The sequence below is a fragment of the Pseudomonas mandelii genome (assembly GCF_006438925.1).
GTDB lineage: Bacteria > Pseudomonadota > Gammaproteobacteria > Pseudomonadales > Pseudomonadaceae > Aquipseudomonas > Aquipseudomonas mandelii_C.
Genome location: NZ_RCZA01000008.1, coordinates 344,739 through 362,237 on the forward strand (window position 1 = coordinate 344,739; position 17,499 = coordinate 362,237).

Consider the following 17,499-nt stretch of genomic DNA (forward strand, 5'->3'; position numbering starts at 1 on the left):
GTCTCAAGCTGCCTGTTTTGCAGTGACGAACGCCGCAAGGCTCGCCACGTTGCTGAAGTGATTGCGGGTGTCTTTGGCGTCGGCGTCGATTTTGATGCCGTACTTTTTCTGGATGGCCAGGCCGAGTTCCAGAGCGTCTACCGAATCCAGGCCCAGGCCTTCGCCGAACAGCGTCTGGTCGTCGCCGATGTCTTGTGCGCTGATGTCTTCAAGGCCGAGGGCCTCGATGATCAGTTCTTTGATTTCACGGTGTAGATCGCTCATCTTCGGCGAGCTCCTTAATGTAGTAATGATGCAAATAGTCATTGAGCTTGCGCGAGGCCTGAGGAGCTGGGCCACACGCTGCGAAGGCTTGTGGATCTATATCGGCCCCGACACGGAAACTGAAGTGCACACGGCGTTTGGGGATCCGATACCAGGGCTCGGCCTTGGTCAATGTGGTCGGGCTGACCTTGATGATCACCGGGGTGAGGATTTTCGCACCGCGCAGTGCGATTGCCGCAGCACCCCGATGAAAGGCTGGCGCCTGACCGGGCTGAGTGCGGGTGCCTTCAGGAAAGATGATCAGGGTCTGGCCGCTTTTCAGCGCGTCGGCAGCGGCATCGAGCATGTCCATGCTGCCGTCGTTGCTGATGTATTCGATGCAGCGCAGCGGGCCGCGGGTAAAAGGGTTCTCCCAGAGGCTTTTCTTGACCACGCAGTTGGCATGGCGCACCAGGCCGATCAGGAACACCACATCAATCAACGACGGGTGATTGGCGACAATCATTTGCCCCGGCCGACCGAGTTTTTCGGCGCCCTGGATGTCGTAAGTCAACACGCCGGTACGGGCCATGAATCGTACAAAAAACCAGAACAGACGAGCGACGGTGTGCCGCGCTCGCCGCCGGTGTGTCCGGGCATCGCCGGGCAGGCAGTTCAGTAGCGGGAAAACCACCAATCGCAGACACAGCCCGCCCAACCCGAACAGGGTGAAGCTTGCGGCGGTAGCCAGCAGACGCCAGTAATAGGCGTCGCGGTTTTTTTCGGTTACAGGTTGCGTTGCCAGGTCCATACACGATTTTTCCAGGCATGTTGGCAGGTTGTCTGCTGGCCGAGCAGGGTACTCAATAGGTTCAGGGCATGGGGCCAGTGGGCTTTGGACAACGCATCCGCGGCGCTGTTCAGGGACAACTGCCAGTCGTTTCCGGGGGTGATCAGCAGCCCGACCGCGTAAGGGAACGGCACGTCGTCGATCCAGGTCGAGTAGGCTTCGGGCGGTTGCTCTTCGGTGACGATCAGCAGTACCGCGGGAGCACCCTCGGAAAGCAAAGCCGCGGCCTCTAGCATGCCGTGTTCAAGGCCGTCGCCGGCTGCAGCGAGGGCCGTCATTTCGCTGGTTTCGCCGCGCATGATCGACCACAGGCCGATGATCGCGTTGTGCACGGACAGGCTGAATTGAGTCGGCGACAGCGGCTGATCGGTAGCCAGATCGCTGAGGATATCGAAGGTGCGCGGGGTTTCGCCGTGGCGAGAAATAAAGACCAACGGTAGATCCTGGCGGCCATCGGCCAAGGGCCAGCCGACACTGAACGCCATCCGCGCCAGACGACTGAGTCGCCGGCGCTGCATGGCCGGCAGAAACGAGACGTCGGGTGCGGCATCGCTGCTCGCAAGCACGACCGGTTGTCGGCTCCAGGCTTGCCAATCGTCCACGCTTTCGAGCCCAGGGGCCCACGCGCGCCATTGGGCGATGTTGAAATTGATCACAGACATTCATCCCGCCCCTGCGGGCTTCCTTGACGCGGTGAGTCGCAAAAAACGCGAACTACCTTACGTGGCGCTTCGCGCCGAGTGGCGCGCATTATCCCGTTGCTGCGGGCGTGTAGCAAATGATGGTTACATTTTGCTCAATGAAATGTACCGGTTGGTTCGCACATGACTGTCGTTTGGCCATTATCCACATGTCGGCCGGCCGATCTGCCGGCTCAGTCAGCAAGCAGTGCACGAGTTCACGGCTTTTTTAGCGTGAGATTGCACCTGACTGTGTAGTCCCTATGCCAGCGAGGTAGCTAAGCGACGCTGTGGACTACTACACTCGGTCATTCTTTGAGACCCGGGGGGTTTGACATGCGGCGCGTGGTGTTCAATCAGAAAGGTGGCGTAGGCAAATCCAGCATTGCCTGCAATCTGGCGGCGGTCAGCGCCAGCGAGGGCTATCGCACCCTCTTGGTGGATCTCGATGCCCAGGCCAACTCCACTCAGTACCTGACGGGGCTCACCGGTGGTGACATTCCGATGGGAATCGCCGATTTTTTCAAACAGACCCTGTCTGCCGGACCGTTCTCCAAGAAAAACCAGGTCGATATCTACGAAACCCCGTTCGACAACCTCCATGTCATCACCGCTACTGCCGAGCTGGCGGACTTGCAGCCCAAGCTTGAGGCCAAACACAAGATCAACAAGCTGCGCAAATTGCTCGAGGAACTGGACGGCGATTACGACCGGATCTACCTGGATACCCCGCCAGCGCTGAATTTCTACGCGGTATCTGCATTGATTGCCGCTGATCGTGTGCTGATTCCCTTCGATTGCGACAGCTTCTCGCGTCAGGCGCTGTACGGCCTGTTGGCGGAAATAGAAGAATTGAAGGACGACCATAACGAAGGGCTGGAAGTCGAAGGGATTGTCGTTAACCAGTTCCAGGCTCGCGCCAGTCTTCCTCAACAAATCCTCGACGAACTGATCGCCGAAGGCCTGCCGGTATTACCGGTGTACCTGGGCAGCTCGGTGCGCATGCGTGAATCCCACCAGGCCAACACGCCGCTGATCCACCTCGACCCACGTCATAAGCTCACGCAGCAATTCGTCGATCTGCACAACCTGCTGGAAAACGCCTGACTACTCAGGGTCAGATGCCCTGACTGCGCAACCAGCTCATCAACTGCGGTAATGGGAAGGCGCCGCTCTGACGCGCCACTTCCCGACCGTTCTTGAACAGAATCAGACTCGGGATCGAACGGATCCCCAGCTGCGCCGACAGCTGTTGGTTTGCCTCACTGTCCAGCTTGGCCAGTCGGCACTTGCCCGCCAATTGCACCGCCGCCTGCTCGAACACCGGTGCAAACGACTTGCACGGCCCACACCAATCCGCCCAAACGTCCACCAGCAACGGCAGATCACCTTTGATCTGGCTGGCGTAATCGCTTTGCTTCAGTTCGAAGGGTTTGTTCAGCAGGACCTCGGCCTTGCAGCGGCCGCATTTTGGATTGTCGTTGAGGCGCTTGGCGGGGATGCGGTTGAGGCCGTTGCAGTGGGGGCAGGGGATGAGGAGTAGGTCAGTCATGCGGATGGTCCTGTAAAGAAGCCGATCATCTCTATGTGGAGACGTTTGCTCATATTTTCAATCGTGCAGAAGGACACGGTATATCTAGGCTGAGAGGGCGCCGGTTGGACCATTGGTCTGCTCACGAATATCGCATCTTGCGATATTCGCCGTCTGTGTTTAACTCTTCCATAGCAAAATGCGATAAGGAGATTGCATGCATGTGTTCATTGAAAAACGAATCTGGGAAGCCAAGGAAAAATGGCCTCAGACAGCGAATGCGCTCGATCAATGGTATCGACTCGTCAAACGCAACAATCCAGGGGACTTTGCGGCAATGAAAGCGATGTTTCCTGCGGCCGACAAGGTAGGGGAATTTCACATATTCGATATCGGGGGAAACAAGCTGCGCTTGATTGCTTTTGTCCGATACCGGTCGCAGAAGCTGTACATCAAGCATGTGCTGGATCATCGCGAGTATGACCGGGGAAAATGGAAGGAGGAGAAGGGATGAGTGTTTTGATTAAAAATGCGGTCGAGCACTGGGAGTTTGTCTCGCCACTGCTGCGCAAACCAAAGAGTGAAGACGACTACGACAACTTAGTCCTGTCCCTCGACGAATTGCTGGAATTAGTGGGCGAAGATGAATCGCACCCCCTGATGAGTCTGGTGGACATCATTGGTGATTGGATTGAGGAATGGGATCACAAGCATCACCCAATGCCGAAGCCCAGCGGCGTCGACGTTCTCGGCTACTTGATGCGCGAACACGGCCTGACTCAGAGTGACCTGCCCGGGGTCGGCACCCAATCGGTGGTATCCGAGATCTTGAGCGGCAAGCGTCAGCTCAACCTGCGGCAGATCCGCTGGTTGGCCGAGCGCTTCGGAGTGTCGGTGGAAACCTTTATCTGATCGGGTTCAGGAAGAGCAACTGATCTCCAAATGCTTGCCCCACTCCGGCGGACGCTCGGCATAGCTCTCCATCCCCGGTTGTTCGTTGAAGGGATTGCTCAGCACCGCATGCAACCGCCGAACCTCTGAATAGTCGCCACCTTCCGCCGCATCGATGGCTTTCTGCGCCAGGTAGTTACGCAAGATGTAGAGCGGATTGACGGCGTGCATCCGTTTGCGACGTTGTTCCTGATCAGCCTCGCCTTCACGCGTCACCCGGGCGATGTAGAGCTCGCCCCAGGCATCGAAGCCTTTGATGTCGACAAAGTCATCGCGCAAGCGGGCGACGGCCAGTTCCGGTGATTCTTCCCCCAAACGGCGGAAGAACAGGCTGTAGTCGACGCCACTGTTCTGCATCAGTTGCAGCAGGTGCTCCAGCAGTTTCTGGTCATCGTCTTCGGCCGTGGTGAAGCCGAGGCGGCGGCGCATCAGGTCCAGGTAATGGGCCTGGTACAACGGGAAGTACAGACCGAGGGTTTCACGCAGGGCTTCGACACTGATGAACGGCGTCAGGGCCTGGGCGAGGGCGCTGAGGTTCCACTGGCCGATCGGCACCTGGTTGCTGAAGGAGTAACGGCCCTGGTCATCGGAGTGGTTGCAGATGAAGTGGGCGTCGAAGTCGTCGAGGAAGGCGAACGGGCCGTAGTCGAAGGTAATGCCGAGGATCGACATGTTGTCGGTGTTCATCACGCCGTGGCAGAAGCCATAAGCCTGCCATTTGGCGATCAGCTCGGCGTTGCGCTCAACGATTTCGCGGAACATCGCCAGGTACGGTTCCGGCTGTTCCAGGCATTCCGGGAAATGCATGGCCAACACGTGGTCGCCGAGTTCTTTCTGCTTCTCGGGGCGTTTGGTGTAGTAGAAATATTCGAAATGCCCGAAACGCACATGGCTCGGCGCCATGCGCAGGACCATGGCTGCGCGTTCCTGCTTCTCGCGCCACACCGGCGTGTCGGAGCCGATCACGCATAGCGCGCGGGTGGTCGGGATGTTCAGGGCATACAGCGCTTCGGAGGCAAGAAATTCGCGGATCGAGGACCGCAGCACCGCCCGCCCATCACCCATGCGCGAAAAGGGCGTCTGGCCGGCACCCTTGAGGTGCAGGTCCCAATGCTCGCCGGCCTCGTTGTAGACCTCGCCCAGCAACAGACCGCGACCATCGCCCAACTGTGGGTTGTAGGAACCGAACTGATGACCTGAATAGACCATCGCCCTGGGGACTGCGTCGGCCCAGAGCTTATGGCCGCTGAACAGTTCGGCGAACTCCGGGGTTTGGGCCTCGGTAGGGTCGAGATCGAGCAGCGCCATGGCGGCAGGGCTGGCCACCACCAGGCGCGGGTTGTCGATCGGCTCGGGCAGCACGTGGGTGGAAAACGTATCGCCCAAGCGGGCGAAACGATTATCGAAGGTCAGTTCGTCGAGGGCTTTCAAGGGCCATCTCCAGCAGAATGTCCGAGCATTCTGCTAGGGATAAGCCGCTTAGTCGAGCTTGGCGGCCGGCGGCTCTTGCACAGGTTTGCCATCGGCCATGGGAACGATGGTCTTGGTTTCCGGCTCGATGGGCACCATTTTGTATTCCTGGCCCTGAAGATTCTTGAGGTAAACCTCCATCTGCCGGAACGAGATGTTGATGTGCTGTTTCTTGAACTCGCGATTGATGAAGCGGTTGACCTCATCCAGCACAGGGTTTCGGTCACCGAGGTCACGCACATGCATGCGCAGCTCGTGGTCGAGGGTGCTTTCGCCGAAATTCAGGAAGTACACGTGGGGTTCCGGGTCTTTCAGCACTCGCGGGTTATCGCGCGCGGCTTTGAGCAGCAACTCCTTGACCAGGTCCAGGTCCGAGCCGTAATCGACACCGAGCTTGAGGGTCACTCGGGTGATGGTGTCGGTCAGGGACCAGTTGATCAGTTGCCCGGTGATGAATGTCTTGTTCGGGACGATGATGTCCTTGCGGTCGAAGTCGGTGATGGTCGTGGCGCGGATGCGGATCTTGCTCACCGTACCGGACAGGTTACCAATGGTGATGGTGTCGCCAATCCGCACCGGACGTTCGAACAGGATCATGATCCCGGAGATGAAGTTCGCGAAGATTTCCTGCATCCCGAAACCGAGACCCACCGACAGTGCCGCCACCAGCCATTGCAACTTGTCCCAACTCACGCCGAGTGTCGACAGGGTCGAGACGAAACCGACGCCAGCGATCACGTAAGACAGCAAGGTGGTGGTGGCATAGGCACTGCCCTGAGCCAGGTTCAGCTTTGACAGCACCAACACTTCCAGCAACCCCGGCAAGTTACGCGCAAGGGCGAAGGTGATGCCGATGATGATCAGCGCGCCGAGCATGTCGCCAATGCTGATCGGCACCATGCTCATGTTGGCGCCGGTGCCGCTGGTGTATTCGTAGAGGGTGACGTTATCCAGGTACGAGAACACAGAGATCAGGTCCGACCAGACCCAGTACAGCGCCGCGATGAAACCGCCAAGCAGTGCCAGGCGGATCAGGCGCAGGGACTGTTCGTTGACCTTCTCGATATCCAGCGTTGGCTCTTCGATCACCGCTTCACCGTCACCGGCCTCTTTCGCAGCCTGGCGTTTGGCCAGGGCGCGCTGGTAGGCCAGACGGCGTGCCGCAACGCTGAGGCCGCGCACGAAGGTGGCCTCGATCACCAGCCAGAACATCAGCAGGTAAAGGGTGTTGATCAACCGGTCACTGAGCTTCAGCGCGGTGTAGTAGTAGCCAAAGCACACCGCCACGAACAACGCGACCGGCAGGACGGTGAACAGGATCCCCACGGACTTGCGGAACAGCGAAGCGTTCTGGTGAGTCGGGCTGCTGATCAGCAGGCGGCTGAGCAGCCAGGCCATCAACGCATAGCAGGTCAGCACCACCGGCATGCCGAGTACGTCATCGGCCAGGGTCGCGGGTTGCAGCTCGGCGACTGCCACCACCGCGACCAACGCCATGACCACCAGCCCGAGTCGACGGACCCAGCCCTGCAGGAATTCGACCTGAGGTTTTTCCCAGCGGAAATGCAGTTCGGCCACGCCGCCCGGCGCGAGGATCCGGTAAGCGGTGTAGAACACTAACCAGGCCTGGGCCATTTGCAGCAGCGCCGCGCCCATGTTCGCGTTCTGTCCGCGGGCGTCGATTTGCAAGGCCAGGCCACACAAGGCCAGGCCCAGGGAGACCGGCATCGCCAGCAGAATGTTGATCAGGATTGCCTGCGGCGTGTGCCACTGGCTGTCGCGTTTAAAGTGGCCGATGTCCTGGTGAACCTTGCTCAGTCGGGCATACAGGCTTTTACGCCGCCACAGCAGGGCACCGATCAACAGCGCCAGGGGCAGGAACAGCAGCGGCCGTTGGGTCAGGCCGTCACTTAATTCGCTCAGGCTGGAAGCCCACGGCAGCGTGGTGACCTGACGTTCCAGGCGCTCCGGCACGGCGCGCATCCACTCCGGGTCCAGCGGTTTGTTGCTGGGAATCCAGAACATCTGCTCATCGAGGGTCGCCCGCAGGCTTTGCGCGGTGCTGAGCAGTTGCTTCTGATTGAGCTGCAACGTGATGGATTCGTTGAGCACCGCGCTGAGTTCGCGGTTCAGCCGCTCCAGCAGGTCGGCGCGGGTCGTGGCCAGTTCCAGCAGGCTCTTGCGCAGTTGCGGGGTGACTTGCTCGGGAGGCTGAGTCGACAGCAGGTTGTCGACGTAGGTCGCCGGGTTGCTGAGCAGTTCCCGTTGCTGGCTGACTTCGAATTGATAGAGGCGAATGTCGGCGATCTGGTCGGCCAGGTCACGGTCGAGCCTGAGGCGTGGCAGGGACTGTTTCTGTTTGTAGAGAATCTTGGAGAGCAACAGGCTGCCCTTGAGCACGTTGATCTGCTCGTCCAGCGCCGAATCGCTCTGGGTCACGTTGTCCAGTTGCTGCTTGGTCTGCAGGTTCTGCTGGGTGACTTCGTTGAGGCGGTCGGTGCTTTTGAGCAGATAGTCCGAGAGTTTCAGGTTGGCCGCGCTTTCGGTAGCCAGCAGGGTGCTGCCGCCGGACTTTTGCGCTTCGATGGATTGCTGCGTCACCGTCTCCTGGGACTGGGCCAGGCGCTTCTGGTTGATCAGGTTTTGCAGCTCCTGGATTTCCTGATCCAGACGGTCGGATTTTTCCGAGAGCAAGTCATGCTGGCTGTTGCCCAAGTCCTGCAGTTGATTGTTGCCGGCCAGTTCCTGGCGACGCAACGGGATCAGGGCGTTCAGTGCCGCGAGTTCGGCGTTGAGCAGGTCGCGTTGCTCAGGGGTCAAGGTCTTGCCGGCGTCTTTGCCGACCTTGAGGATGTTGTTGATCTGCTGGATGCGTGTCTGGCTGGTGGAAATTTCGGCCTGTGCGCGCTCGGGGCGGGTCTGGGCGGTAATCACCAGACTGTTGGCGTCAGCCAGGGCTTTCTGCAGATCGCTTTGCTGGGTGGAGCGCTCGGTGAGCATCTGCTCCAGTTGCTGAATAGGCTCTTTGGCATAGCGCTGCGGTACTGGCAGCACTTTGGAGGCTTTGAGCTTGGCCAGTTCTCGCTGGTTCTCGATGTTCTGCTTTGGGGCGTTGGCCAGTTGCTGCTTGAGATCGGCCAGTTTCTGCTCGTAATCACGCTTGTTGTTGAGCTGTGTCAGCGTGCTTTGCAGGATGCTCTGCAGGGCTTTCTGATCGGCTTCCGGCAGTTTGCGTTCGGCGATCTTGTCCAGGTTCGCCTGCACGGCTTCGCTGGACGGCGGTTCGGCCGCTTGCAATGTACCGACAGAAAGACTCAAGCCCAGCAGGGCCATGATGAAAAAGGTGCGCAGGGTTGACATAGAGACCGATCGAAAACGAGACGAAGAATGGAGTTTAGAGGAACAAGCCCGGACCGGGGCGACTTCCTTCGGGGAATCTGACGCCCACTTTACCGATCTTGTTCCCCTCCATGACCGCGACGGTCCAAATGGTGTTGTTCCACTCCACCTGGTCACCGACGACGGGCGCACCGCCCACTTTATGGGCAATGAAATGGCCGAGCGACATGTCCGGATCGATGCCTTCCACTTTCAACCCGTAAAGCGCCGCAACCGCAGCCAGCTGGGCGTCTCCTTCGAGTACGAAATCGCCGAAGAAGCGCAAATCGAGGCCCCGTTGCGGTGCCTGACTGAAGAGTTTTCCGAGGGCCGGAAGATTGTGTTCATGGCCGATTACGCACAGCAAATCGTCGACTTCGAGCACCGTACTACCCGACGGGTGGAGCAGTTGCTGGCCACGAAACAGGGCTGCAATGCGGGTGCCTTCGGGCATTTTCAGTTCGCGAAGGGGCGAGCCGATGCACCATTTCTCGGCACCGAGGCGATAAACGAACAGCTCCCACTCACTGGTGACGTGCACTTCCAGGGCTGCGCGGGAGATTGGCGCCGGCTCCGGCGGAACGGTCACTTTCAAAAGCTTTGCCACCCACGGCAGGCTCGTGCCCTGCACCAGCAGCGACACCAACACGATAAAGAAGGCGAGGTTGAAATAGAGCTGGGCGTTGGGAAGGCCGGCCATCAGCGGGAACACCGCCAGAATGATCGGGACCGCGCCGCGTAACCCAACCCAGGAAATGAACGCCTTCTCGCGCCCATGGAACGCCTTGAACGGCAGCAGACCGACCATCACCGACAACGGCCGGGCAAACAGAATCATCCACAGCGCCAGGCCCAGAGCGGGCAGGGCAATCGGCAACAAGTCGTGGGGCGTCACCAGCAGCCCCAGCACCAGGAACATGCCGATTTGCGCCAGCCAGGCCATGCCATCGAGCATGTGCAAAATGCCGTGGCGGCTGCGCACCGGGCGGTTGCCGATGACCAGGCCGCACAGGTAAACCGCCAAAAAGCCGCTGCCGTGCAAGGCGTTGGTCAGGGCAAACACGACCAATCCGCCAGCAATGACCAGGATCGGATAAAGGCCGGTGGCCAAGTGGATACGGTTGACCAGTTGCAGCATGAGCCAGCCGCCGCCCAGGCCGATGACAGCACCGATACCGAACTCACGCATCAAGTGCCCGAGCAGGCTCCAATGCAGGCCGGTCTGGCCGCTGGCAAGCATGTCGATCAGGGTCACGGTGAGGAACACCGCCATCGGGTCGTTGCTGCCGGACTCGATCTCGAGGCTGGCGGTGACCCGTTCGTTCAGGCCTTTGCCGCCGAGCAGCGAGAACACCGCCGCGGCGTCGGTGGAACCGACGATAGCGCCGATCAGCAGGCCCTGAATCAGGTTCAGGTTGAACAGCCACGCGGCGGCCATGCCGGTCAGCCCGGTGGTGATCAACACCCCGACCGTCGCCAGCGACAGCGCCGGCCATAACGCCACGCGGAAGCTGGAAACCCGGGTGCGCAAGCCGCCGTCGAGCAGGATGACTGCCAGGGCGAGGTTGCCGACCAGATAAGCCGTTGGGTAGTTATCGAAAATAATGCCGGCGCCATCGACGCCGGCTGACATGCCCACCGCGAGGATGATCACCAGAATCGGGATACCAAGGCGCGATGAAAGTGAGCTCACCAGAATGCTTGCACCTACCAGCAACGCGCCGATCAAGAACAGGCTGTTGATGGTCGTCGCATTCAAAGGCAGTACTCCAGAAAGCTGAAAGGCGGGCGCAAACTGACCATGCAGTCTGCGTGCCAGCGATTCTAACCTGTTGAAATGTGATGCTGTCAAAAAGCTTTTGCAGATCAAAAGATCGCAGCCTCGCTTCACTCGACAGCTCCTACAAAGGATCCGCGTAAACCTGTAGGAGCTGTCGAGTGAAACGAGGCTGCGATCTTTTCGGCAGTGACGCGATCTTTGTTTAGAGGCTAAACCGCCCAACCATGTTGTTCAGGTCCAGCGCCAATCGCGACAGCTCATTGCTCGCGGCACTGGTCTGGTTAGCCCCGGTCGCCGACTGCACCGACAGATCACGAATATTCACCAGATTGCGGTCCACTTCGCGGGCCACCTGTGCCTGCTCTTCGGCAGCGCTGGCGATTACCAGGTTGCGTTCGTTGATTTCGACGATGGCGCTATTAATAGTGTCGAGCGACATGCCTGCACCACGGGCGATGTTCAAGGTCGATTCAGCACGCTCGGTACTGTTGCGCATCGAATCCACCGCGTGCTCGGTACCGCTCTGGATGCTGCCGATCATGCGTTCGATTTCGCTGGTCGACTGCTGGGTGCGATGCGCGAGGGCACGGACCTCATCCGCTACCACGGCGAAACCACGACCGGCCTCACCGGCACGGGCCGCTTCGATGGCCGCGTTCAATGCCAGCAAGTTGGTCTGGTCAGCCAGGCCGCGAATCACGTCCAGCACTTTACCGATGTCACGGGACTCGTTGGCCAGGTCGCCAATCAGTGTCGCGGTGCTCTGCACATCGGCGCTCATGCGTTCGATGGCGCTGACGGTTTCCTGCACCAGGTCACGGCCATCACCGGCGGAGGTGGTGGCGTTTTTCGAGGCTTCGGACGTGCTGACGGCATTGCGCGCGACTTCTTCCACGGCGCTGGTCATTTCGTTGACCGCGGTGGCGGCTTGTTCGATTTCGTTGTTCTGCTGGGTCAGGCCACGGGCGCTTTCGTCGGTGACACTGTTGAGCTCTTCAGCGGCGGACGCCAGTTGCGTGGCGGAACCGGAAATCCGTTGCAGGGTGTCGCGCAGCTTGTCCTGCATCTTCGACATGGCCAGCAGCAAGCGGCCGGCTTCGTCCTCACCGTCTACGGTGATCGGGCGGGTCAGGTTGCCTTCGGCAATTTCTTCGGCAGCGCTCAGGGCGTTGGCGATCGGCTTGGTGATGCTGTTGGTCAGCAACCAGGCGAAAAGCAGGGTCAGGCCGGTCGCGATCACCAGCAGGGTGACCACCAGGTTGAAGGCCGAGGAGTACTGGTCTTCGGCTTGCTGATTGGTGTCGAGGGTCTGCTGAGTATTGATCTCCAGCAAACGGTTCAACACGGTGTTCACCGCTTCGGAGTTGGTCAGCAAATCGGTGTTGAGCAGGGTGCGCAATTCATCGACCTGATTGTTGCGCGACAGGGTCTTCATCCGGTCTTCGATCTGACGGTACTGGCCGAGCAACTGCACGTACTGGTCGTAGGCCGAACGCTCCTGCGGGTTTGTGATCAGTTTTTCGTAAGTCGCCTGAGCGGCACGAATCTGCTGATTGCGGGTTTCCAGCAGATCCATGGTCTTTTGCTGGACGTCCGGCTCGCGGTTCACCAGCAAACGGTAGGACAACACCCGCAGGCGCAGGGTGAGTTGCGTGAACTCGTCGAGGCTTTTGATGCTCGGCACGCTGCTCAAGGTGATGTCTTCACCGGCCGCGCGAATCTTGCTCATCTGGTTCAAGGCAAACACACCCAGAATCAGCATCAGGCCGCCAATCAGGGCAAAACCGAGGAACGCTCGCGGTGCGATATTCATATTACGAAGGGACATGGTGTTTACCAAAAAGAGCGCATCCGTGCGGCGCTGAGACTGACGTATGGGTGACTTATCGGTCATACGACTAAAGTCTTGAGGCCCTGCGCGTTTTTGTCGCACAAAGGCTCCGGCGACGAAGTGCAGGAACCAGATTCGCCATTCACAGTCTTTAAAGTTCGCGAGGAAGGTCGCCCGCCAGGAAAATCAAGGCCTTGCGCCCCAATAACCCTGGCATCCGTGGTGACTTTTCTTTATCGTACGCGCCCCTTGAAAATGCTTGGAAAATCAAAATGTTGGAAGCATCCCTAAGCCAATTGGAACAGCTGGTCAGCGACTTGGTGCAACAGAACCAGACCCTGCTCGGCACTAACCAAACCCTGAGCGCAGAACTGGCCCAGGCCAAGGATGAAAACGAAAGCCTGCAGCTGAACCTGATGGAACAGGAAGAGAAACAAGGTGCCACCGCGGCGCGCATTCAGGCCCTGGTTGAGCGCGTTAGCGCCGGCCCAGTCAGCGCATGAATCACGGCGCCGCAGGGGTAAAAGTCGTCTCGATCCTGGGGGAGGACTATTCGATCAAGGCGCCGGCCGGGGAAGAGCAAACCCTGCTGGACGCCGCATTAATGCTGAAGGCTGCGCTGGCCGACACCAAAAGGAAGTACCCGACGCTGATCGGTGACCGCTTGTTGGTATTGGCCGCGATGAATCTGTGCTCCCAGCAGATCGAAATGCAAAAACAGCACAAGCAGGAACTCGACCGTTACCAAGAGCAAGTCAGCGCCACGGTTGAAGTGATCTCCAAGACGATCAATCAGGCCTGATCGGCTTTGCGCACAACCAAAGAATAAATTGTCGATTGCGTTGTATACAATCGGCACGGCTGTTGCAGTGTTTCAGCCTCTTATTCTTTGGGGGTGCTCCATGCAGTTCTGGCGACGCAGTATTCAATGGCAGTTGATCCTGAGCATGGGCACCGCCCTGCTGGTCAGTATTCTGATCGTGGTTGGCATTTATACCCTCGTGGTCAACCGTCTCGCCGAGCGCTATCTGGTCGAACAAGCGCTACCGTCGAGCATCGAAGCGATGCGCAACGACATCGAGCGAATCCTCGTTCAACCCCTCACCGCCGCCAAGGACATCGCCAGCAATAGCATGGTGCGCGACTGGCTGGCCGGGAGTGAAAACAGTGCCCAGACCAACACCTTCGTCACCTATCTGGAAGGCATCCGCGCCGAGCACAAAGCCTTTACCGCGCTGATCGTCGGCACTGCTTCCAACCACTACTTCACGGAAAAAGGCCTGGACCGGACCCTCAGCCGTTCCAACCCCAAAGACGCCTGGTTCTATTCGTTTCTCGACAGCAATCAGCCGCGCACCCTCAATATCGACAATGACACCGCGACCGGAGAGTTGGCGCTGTTCATCGACCTCAAGGTCGAGCAAGCCGGCAAAGTCGTGGGCGTTGCCGGGCTCGGCCTGAGCATGAAAGAGCTGTCGGAGCTGATCCACAACTTCAACTTCGGTGAGCGCGGCAGGGTCTATCTCGTGCGTTCCGACGGTTTGATCCAGGTTCACCCCGAGGCGCAGTTCAGCGGCAAACGCTCCTTGGCCGAACAGATTGGCGCCCCGGCAGCGCAAGCGGTCATGGGACAACAAGCTGCCACCCACAGCAGCTTCGAGCGCGAGGGTGAAGATTTTCTGGCATTGAGTCTGCCCTTGCGGGACTTGGGTTGGACCCTGGTGGCCGAAGTGCCGCAGTCGCAGATCTACGCTGAAGCCCGCCGCGCGATGTGGATGAGCAGCGGCATCGGCCTGGTGGTGGCGCTGGTTTGCCTGATGCTGGTGGTGTTGTTGGCCCGTGGATTGGTGCGGCCGATCCGTCAGGTAACAGCGGCGCTGGTAGCCATCGGTAGCGGTGGTGGAGATTTGACCCACGGGTTAGATTCCAGTCGCGCCGATGAACTGGGTGACCTGGCTCGCGGCTTCAATCGATTCCTGGAAAGCCAGCGCGACATGATCGGCGAAGTGCTGACCACCAGCGAGCGTTTACGCACGGCAGTCGGCCAGGTGGCGCGGGTGGTGGACAACACCGCAGAACGCTCCGGCCGCCAGCAGGAAATGACCGACATGGTCGCCACCGCCGTTCATGAAATGGGCCTGACAGTGCAGGAAATCGCCCAGAACGCCGGCAATGCAGCGGTGGCTTCGCAAACTGCCCGCGATGAGGCGATGCAGGCGCGGGAAGTGGTGGGCGGGTCGATCCGGCATATTGAAAGCATGTCCGATGAAATCGGCCTCGCTGCCAGTGCGGTGGGCGAGTTGGCCCATCAGGTGGCGTCCATCGATCAGGTGCTGGCAGTGATTCGCGGGATTTCCGAGCAGACCAATTTGCTGGCGCTCAACGCGGCCATCGAAGCGGCGCGGGCCGGGGACATGGGGCGTGGGTTTGCGGTCGTGGCGGATGAAGTGCGGACGTTGGCGCGGCGCACGCAATCGTCGACTGATGAGATTCAGCAGATGATTGGCAGCCTCAAGCAAGGCGCGGAGAACGCGGTGTCGTCGATGCATTCCGGGCAAGCGGCGACCGGCACGGGTGTCGAATCGAGCCAACGCACCGGGGCGTCGTTGACGGCGATTACCGGCCAGGTGGAGCGCATCAGCGACATGAACCATCAGGTGGCGGCGGCGACGGAAGAGCAGTCGGCGGTGACGGAAGAAATCAACCGCAATGTGCAGGGGATTTCTGATCTGGCTCGGGAGACGGCAGGGGAGGTCAGAGCTTGCCGTGAAGACTGTCAGACGTTGCAGCGGTTGGCGGATGATTTGGCGCGGCAGATGGGTGGGTTTCGTCTGAGCTAAAAGCTCAAGATCAAAAGATCGCAGCCTGCGGCAGCTCCTACAGGGAAACGCATTCTCATGTAGGAGCTGCCGAAGGCTGCGATCTTTTTTGTGGCCGTTACACCGATCTACTGCTGATCAAAACCACTCATCCTGCATCCCAAGGCACACATCATCCCGAGCCTCAAGAATCGCCAGTTCATGGTGGCAACCCGGCACTTCCCACGTCAGAAAATACCGCGCCGCCTGCAACTTGCCCTTATAGAAGCTCACATCCGCCACATTCCCTTTGGCCAGCCCTTCCTCAGCGCGAATCGCCTGCTCCAACCAGCGCCAGCCAATCACCGTGTGCCCGAACACTTTCAGGTACAGCGCCGAGTTCGCCAGGCTGCTATTAACCTTGCCTTGCCCCAAATCCGTCAGCAAACCAATAGTCACCGTTTGCAGCCGCGCCACCAGTTTCTCCAGCGGCTCACGCAACGCGGTTAACGATTCATACGCGTGAGCGCGCTCGGCGGTATCGGCGATCAGACGGATCAATTGCTTGAGCCCCGCACCACCGTTCTGCGCCAGTTTGCGGCCCAGCAAGTCCAGCGATTGAATACCGTGAGTCCCTTCGTGGATCGGGTTCAGGCGGTTGTCGCGGTAATACTGCTCCACCGGGTATTCGCGAGTGTAGCCGTGGCCGCCGAGGATCTGGATCGCCAGTTCGTTGGCCTTCAGACAAAACTCCGACGGCCAGGATTTGACGATTGGCGTGAGCAAATCCAGCAGCTCATGGGCCTGCTTGCGCTCGGCTTCAGTCTCAAGCGTCGTGGTGTCGTCAAACAGTCGCGCCGCGTACAACCCAAGGTCGAACGAGCCTTCGACGTAGGCTTTCTGAGTCAGCAACATGCGTTTGACGTCGGCGTGCTGAATGATCGCTACCGGCGCGGTGTTCGGGTCCTTGCTGTCTGGCACGCGACCTTGCGGACGCTCGCGGGCGTATTCCAGGGAATACAAATACCCGGCGTAACCGAGCATTACCGCGCCCATGCCGACGCCGATCCGCGCCTCGTTCATCATCTGGAACATGTAGCTAAGGCCGTGGTGCGGCTTGCCCACCAGATAGCCGACACACTCACCGTTATCGCCGAAATTCAGCGCGGTGGAGGTGGTGCCGCGCCAGCCCATCTTGTGGAACAAGCCGGCCAGAAGCACGTCGTTACGTTTGCCCAGACTGCCGTCATCGTTGACCAGAAACTTGGGCACGATGAACAGCGAAATCCCTTTCACTCCGGCCGGTGCATCCGGCAGCTTGGCCAGCACCATATGCACGATGTTTTCCGACAGCGGGTGATCACCGCCAGAAATAAAGATCTTGTTGCCCTTGAGTCGATACGTGCCGTCAGAAGCAGGCTCTGCGCGGGTACGAATATCCGACAGCGACGAGCCGGCATGCGGTTCGGTCAGCGCCATGGTGCCGAAGAAACGACCGTCAATCATCGGTTGCAGGAAGCGCTGTTTCTGCTCCTCGGTGCCGAAACTTTCGATCAGGTTCGCCGCGCCCATGGTCAGGAACGGATAAGAGGTCGACGCCGCGTTGGCCGATTGAAAATGTGCGAAGCAGGCTTGGGACAGCAGCGTAGGAAGTTGCATGCCGCCCGCATCGAAACTGCGCGCAGCGTTGAGGAAACCGGCTTCAAGGAAGGCATCCACCGCTGGTTTCACTTCCGGAATCAGAATTGCCTGACCGTCCTCATAGCGCGGCTCGTTCTCGTCACCCTTGCGATTGTGCGGGGCGAAGAACTTCTCGGCGATGTTGCGGGCGGTGCCGATGGCGGCGTCGAAGGTCTCGCGGTTGTGCTCGGCGAAACGCTCACGCTGGGTCAGGCCCTCGGCATCGAGGACTTCATACAGCTCGAAAGCCAGATTGCGGGAACTGAGCAACGTCTCGGACATGGCGGCCTACCTTTTTTGGAATGGG

At 59.4% G+C, this 17,499-nt stretch carries 15 protein-coding genes and 2 pseudogenes; 7 read left to right on the forward strand and 10 right to left on the reverse strand.

Going from position 1 to position 17,499, the window contains the following annotated elements; all coding sequences use genetic code 11:
• Window positions 1–3 precede the first annotated feature (3 nt).
• Genes EAH74_RS20490 through EAH74_RS20500 form a run of 3 tightly spaced genes read right to left on the reverse strand, consistent with a single transcriptional unit; the run spans window position 4 to window position 1,755 of the window.
• On the reverse strand, window positions 4–264 hold the full coding sequence (locus EAH74_RS20490; RefSeq protein WP_134100976.1) for a phosphopantetheine-binding protein: 261 nt from the start codon (window positions 262–264) through the stop codon (window positions 4–6).
• The gene (locus EAH74_RS20495) at window positions 245–1,054 is read right to left on the reverse strand and encodes a lysophospholipid acyltransferase family protein (RefSeq protein WP_140680710.1); all 810 of its coding nucleotides are present in this window, start codon (window positions 1,052–1,054) and stop codon (window positions 245–247) included. Before EAH74_RS20495 ends, EAH74_RS20490 begins: the two co-directional genes overlap by 20 nt.
• The gene (locus EAH74_RS20500; protein ID WP_140680712.1) at window positions 1,030–1,755 is read right to left on the reverse strand and encodes a beta-ketoacyl synthase chain length factor; all 726 of its coding nucleotides are present in this window, start codon (window positions 1,753–1,755) and stop codon (window positions 1,030–1,032) included. Before EAH74_RS20500 ends, EAH74_RS20495 begins: the two co-directional genes overlap by 25 nt.
• Before the next feature lie 354 nt (window positions 1,756–2,109).
• Between EAH74_RS20500 and EAH74_RS20505 the strand changes: the two genes are divergently transcribed.
• On the forward strand, window positions 2,110–2,880 hold the full coding sequence (locus EAH74_RS20505; RefSeq protein WP_140680714.1) for a ParA family protein: 771 nt from the start codon (window positions 2,110–2,112) through the stop codon (window positions 2,878–2,880).
• 10 nt (window positions 2,881–2,890) lie between these two features.
• On the opposite strand, the gene trxC is transcribed toward EAH74_RS20505, so the two are convergent.
• Window positions 2,891–3,325 (reverse strand): thioredoxin TrxC, encoded by a 435-nt coding sequence (gene trxC, locus EAH74_RS20510; RefSeq protein WP_140680716.1) that lies wholly within the window; start codon window positions 3,323–3,325, stop codon window positions 2,891–2,893.
• A gap of 196 nt (window positions 3,326–3,521) precedes the next feature.
• Here trxC and EAH74_RS20515 point away from each other — a divergent pair, with 196 nt between their 5' ends.
• Both EAH74_RS20515 and EAH74_RS20520 read left to right on the forward strand, forming a co-directional pair.
• The gene (locus EAH74_RS20515) at window positions 3,522–3,818 is read left to right on the forward strand and encodes a type II toxin-antitoxin system HigB family toxin (protein ID WP_140680718.1); all 297 of its coding nucleotides are present in this window, start codon (window positions 3,522–3,524) and stop codon (window positions 3,816–3,818) included.
• Complete coding sequence (locus EAH74_RS20520) at window positions 3,815–4,216, forward strand: helix-turn-helix domain-containing protein (protein ID WP_140680720.1); 402 nt, start codon at window positions 3,815–3,817, stop codon at window positions 4,214–4,216. The genes EAH74_RS20515 and EAH74_RS20520 overlap by 4 nt, the downstream gene beginning before the upstream one ends.
• Before the next feature lie 6 nt (window positions 4,217–4,222).
• On the opposite strand, the gene selO is transcribed toward EAH74_RS20520, so the two are convergent.
• The 5 genes and pseudogenes from selO to EAH74_RS33920 form a co-directional block, all read right to left on the reverse strand.
• The gene (gene selO, locus EAH74_RS20525; protein WP_140680722.1) at window positions 4,223–5,686 is read right to left on the reverse strand and encodes a protein adenylyltransferase SelO; all 1,464 of its coding nucleotides are present in this window, start codon (window positions 5,684–5,686) and stop codon (window positions 4,223–4,225) included.
• A gap of 48 nt (window positions 5,687–5,734) precedes the next feature.
• On the reverse strand, window positions 5,735–9,085 hold the full coding sequence (gene mscK / locus EAH74_RS20530; protein ID WP_140680724.1) for a mechanosensitive channel MscK: 3,351 nt from the start codon (window positions 9,083–9,085) through the stop codon (window positions 5,735–5,737).
• 34 nt (window positions 9,086–9,119) lie between these two features.
• On the reverse strand, window positions 9,120–10,862 hold the full coding sequence (locus EAH74_RS20535; RefSeq protein ID WP_140680726.1) for a potassium/proton antiporter: 1,743 nt from the start codon (window positions 10,860–10,862) through the stop codon (window positions 9,120–9,122).
• A 223-nt stretch (window positions 10,863–11,085) separates the two neighbouring features.
• On the reverse strand, window positions 11,086–11,958 hold the full coding sequence (locus tag EAH74_RS33915; protein ID WP_371925560.1) for a methyl-accepting chemotaxis protein: 873 nt from the start codon (window positions 11,956–11,958) through the stop codon (window positions 11,086–11,088).
• Window positions 11,941–12,777: pseudogene (locus tag EAH74_RS33920) on the reverse strand (MCP four helix bundle domain-containing protein); the annotation flags it as partial. The gene EAH74_RS33915 and the pseudogene EAH74_RS33920, both read right to left, overlap by 18 nt.
• 209 nt (window positions 12,778–12,986) lie before the next feature.
• On the opposite strand from EAH74_RS33920, the gene EAH74_RS20545 reads away from it, so the two are divergent.
• The 4 genes and pseudogenes from EAH74_RS20545 to EAH74_RS33930 all read left to right on the forward strand — a co-directional run bounded on the left by EAH74_RS20545 (window position 12,987) and on the right by EAH74_RS33930 (window position 15,554).
• The gene (locus EAH74_RS20545; RefSeq protein WP_123366906.1) at window positions 12,987–13,217 is read left to right on the forward strand and encodes a hypothetical protein; all 231 of its coding nucleotides are present in this window, start codon (window positions 12,987–12,989) and stop codon (window positions 13,215–13,217) included.
• Window positions 13,214–13,516, forward strand: coding sequence for a cell division protein ZapA (locus EAH74_RS20550; protein WP_008149648.1), 303 nt, complete (start codon window positions 13,214–13,216; stop codon window positions 13,514–13,516). Before EAH74_RS20545 ends, EAH74_RS20550 begins: the two co-directional genes overlap by 4 nt.
• Before the next feature lie 145 nt (window positions 13,517–13,661).
• Window positions 13,662–14,687: pseudogene (locus tag EAH74_RS33925) on the forward strand (HAMP domain-containing protein); the annotation flags it as partial.
• A gap of 135 nt (window positions 14,688–14,822) precedes the next feature.
• Window positions 14,823–15,554: a methyl-accepting chemotaxis protein gene (locus EAH74_RS33930; protein WP_430539792.1), complete on the forward strand. Its 732-nt coding sequence runs from the start codon at window positions 14,823–14,825 to the stop codon at window positions 15,552–15,554.
• A gap of 117 nt (window positions 15,555–15,671) precedes the next feature.
• Here EAH74_RS33930 and EAH74_RS20560 read toward each other — a convergent pair whose 3' ends face one another.
• Window positions 15,672–17,474 carry an acyl-CoA dehydrogenase gene (locus EAH74_RS20560; protein WP_140680732.1) on the reverse strand — a complete coding sequence of 601 codons (1,803 nt, stop codon included), beginning with the start codon at window positions 17,472–17,474 and terminating at the stop codon, window positions 15,672–15,674.
• Window positions 17,475–17,499 lie beyond the last annotated feature (25 nt).

Bases quoted from the DNA above. Each gene is read 5' to 3' on its own strand.
- trxC (WP_140680716.1), bottom strand. From the start codon at position 3,325: ATGACTGACCTACTCCTCATCCCCTGCCCCCACTGCAACGGCCTCAAC.
- mscK (WP_140680724.1), bottom strand. From the start codon at position 9,085: ATGTCAACCCTGCGCACCTTTTTCATCATGGCCCTGCTGGGCTTGAGT.
- EAH74_RS20500 (WP_140680712.1), bottom strand. From the start codon at position 1,755: ATGTCTGTGATCAATTTCAACATCGCCCAATGGCGCGCGTGGGCCCCT.
- EAH74_RS33915 (WP_371925560.1), bottom strand. From the start codon at position 11,958: ATGTCGAAGATGCAGGACAAGCTGCGCGACACCCTGCAACGGATTTCC.
- EAH74_RS33930 (WP_430539792.1), top strand. From the start codon at position 14,823: ATGGTCGCCACCGCCGTTCATGAAATGGGCCTGACAGTGCAGGAAATC.
- EAH74_RS20550 (WP_008149648.1), top strand. From the start codon at position 13,214: ATGAATCACGGCGCCGCAGGGGTAAAAGTCGTCTCGATCCTGGGGGAG.
- EAH74_RS20495 (WP_140680710.1), bottom strand. From the start codon at position 1,054: ATGGACCTGGCAACGCAACCTGTAACCGAAAAAAACCGCGACGCCTAT.
- EAH74_RS20490 (WP_134100976.1), bottom strand. From the start codon at position 264: ATGAGCGATCTACACCGTGAAATCAAAGAACTGATCATCGAGGCCCTC.
- EAH74_RS20545 (WP_123366906.1), top strand. From the start codon at position 12,987: ATGTTGGAAGCATCCCTAAGCCAATTGGAACAGCTGGTCAGCGACTTG.
- EAH74_RS20560 (WP_140680732.1), bottom strand. From the start codon at position 17,474: ATGTCCGAGACGTTGCTCAGTTCCCGCAATCTGGCTTTCGAGCTGTAT.
- EAH74_RS20520 (WP_140680720.1), top strand. From the start codon at position 3,815: ATGAGTGTTTTGATTAAAAATGCGGTCGAGCACTGGGAGTTTGTCTCG.
- EAH74_RS20505 (WP_140680714.1), top strand. From the start codon at position 2,110: ATGCGGCGCGTGGTGTTCAATCAGAAAGGTGGCGTAGGCAAATCCAGC.
- EAH74_RS20515 (WP_140680718.1), top strand. From the start codon at position 3,522: ATGCATGTGTTCATTGAAAAACGAATCTGGGAAGCCAAGGAAAAATGG.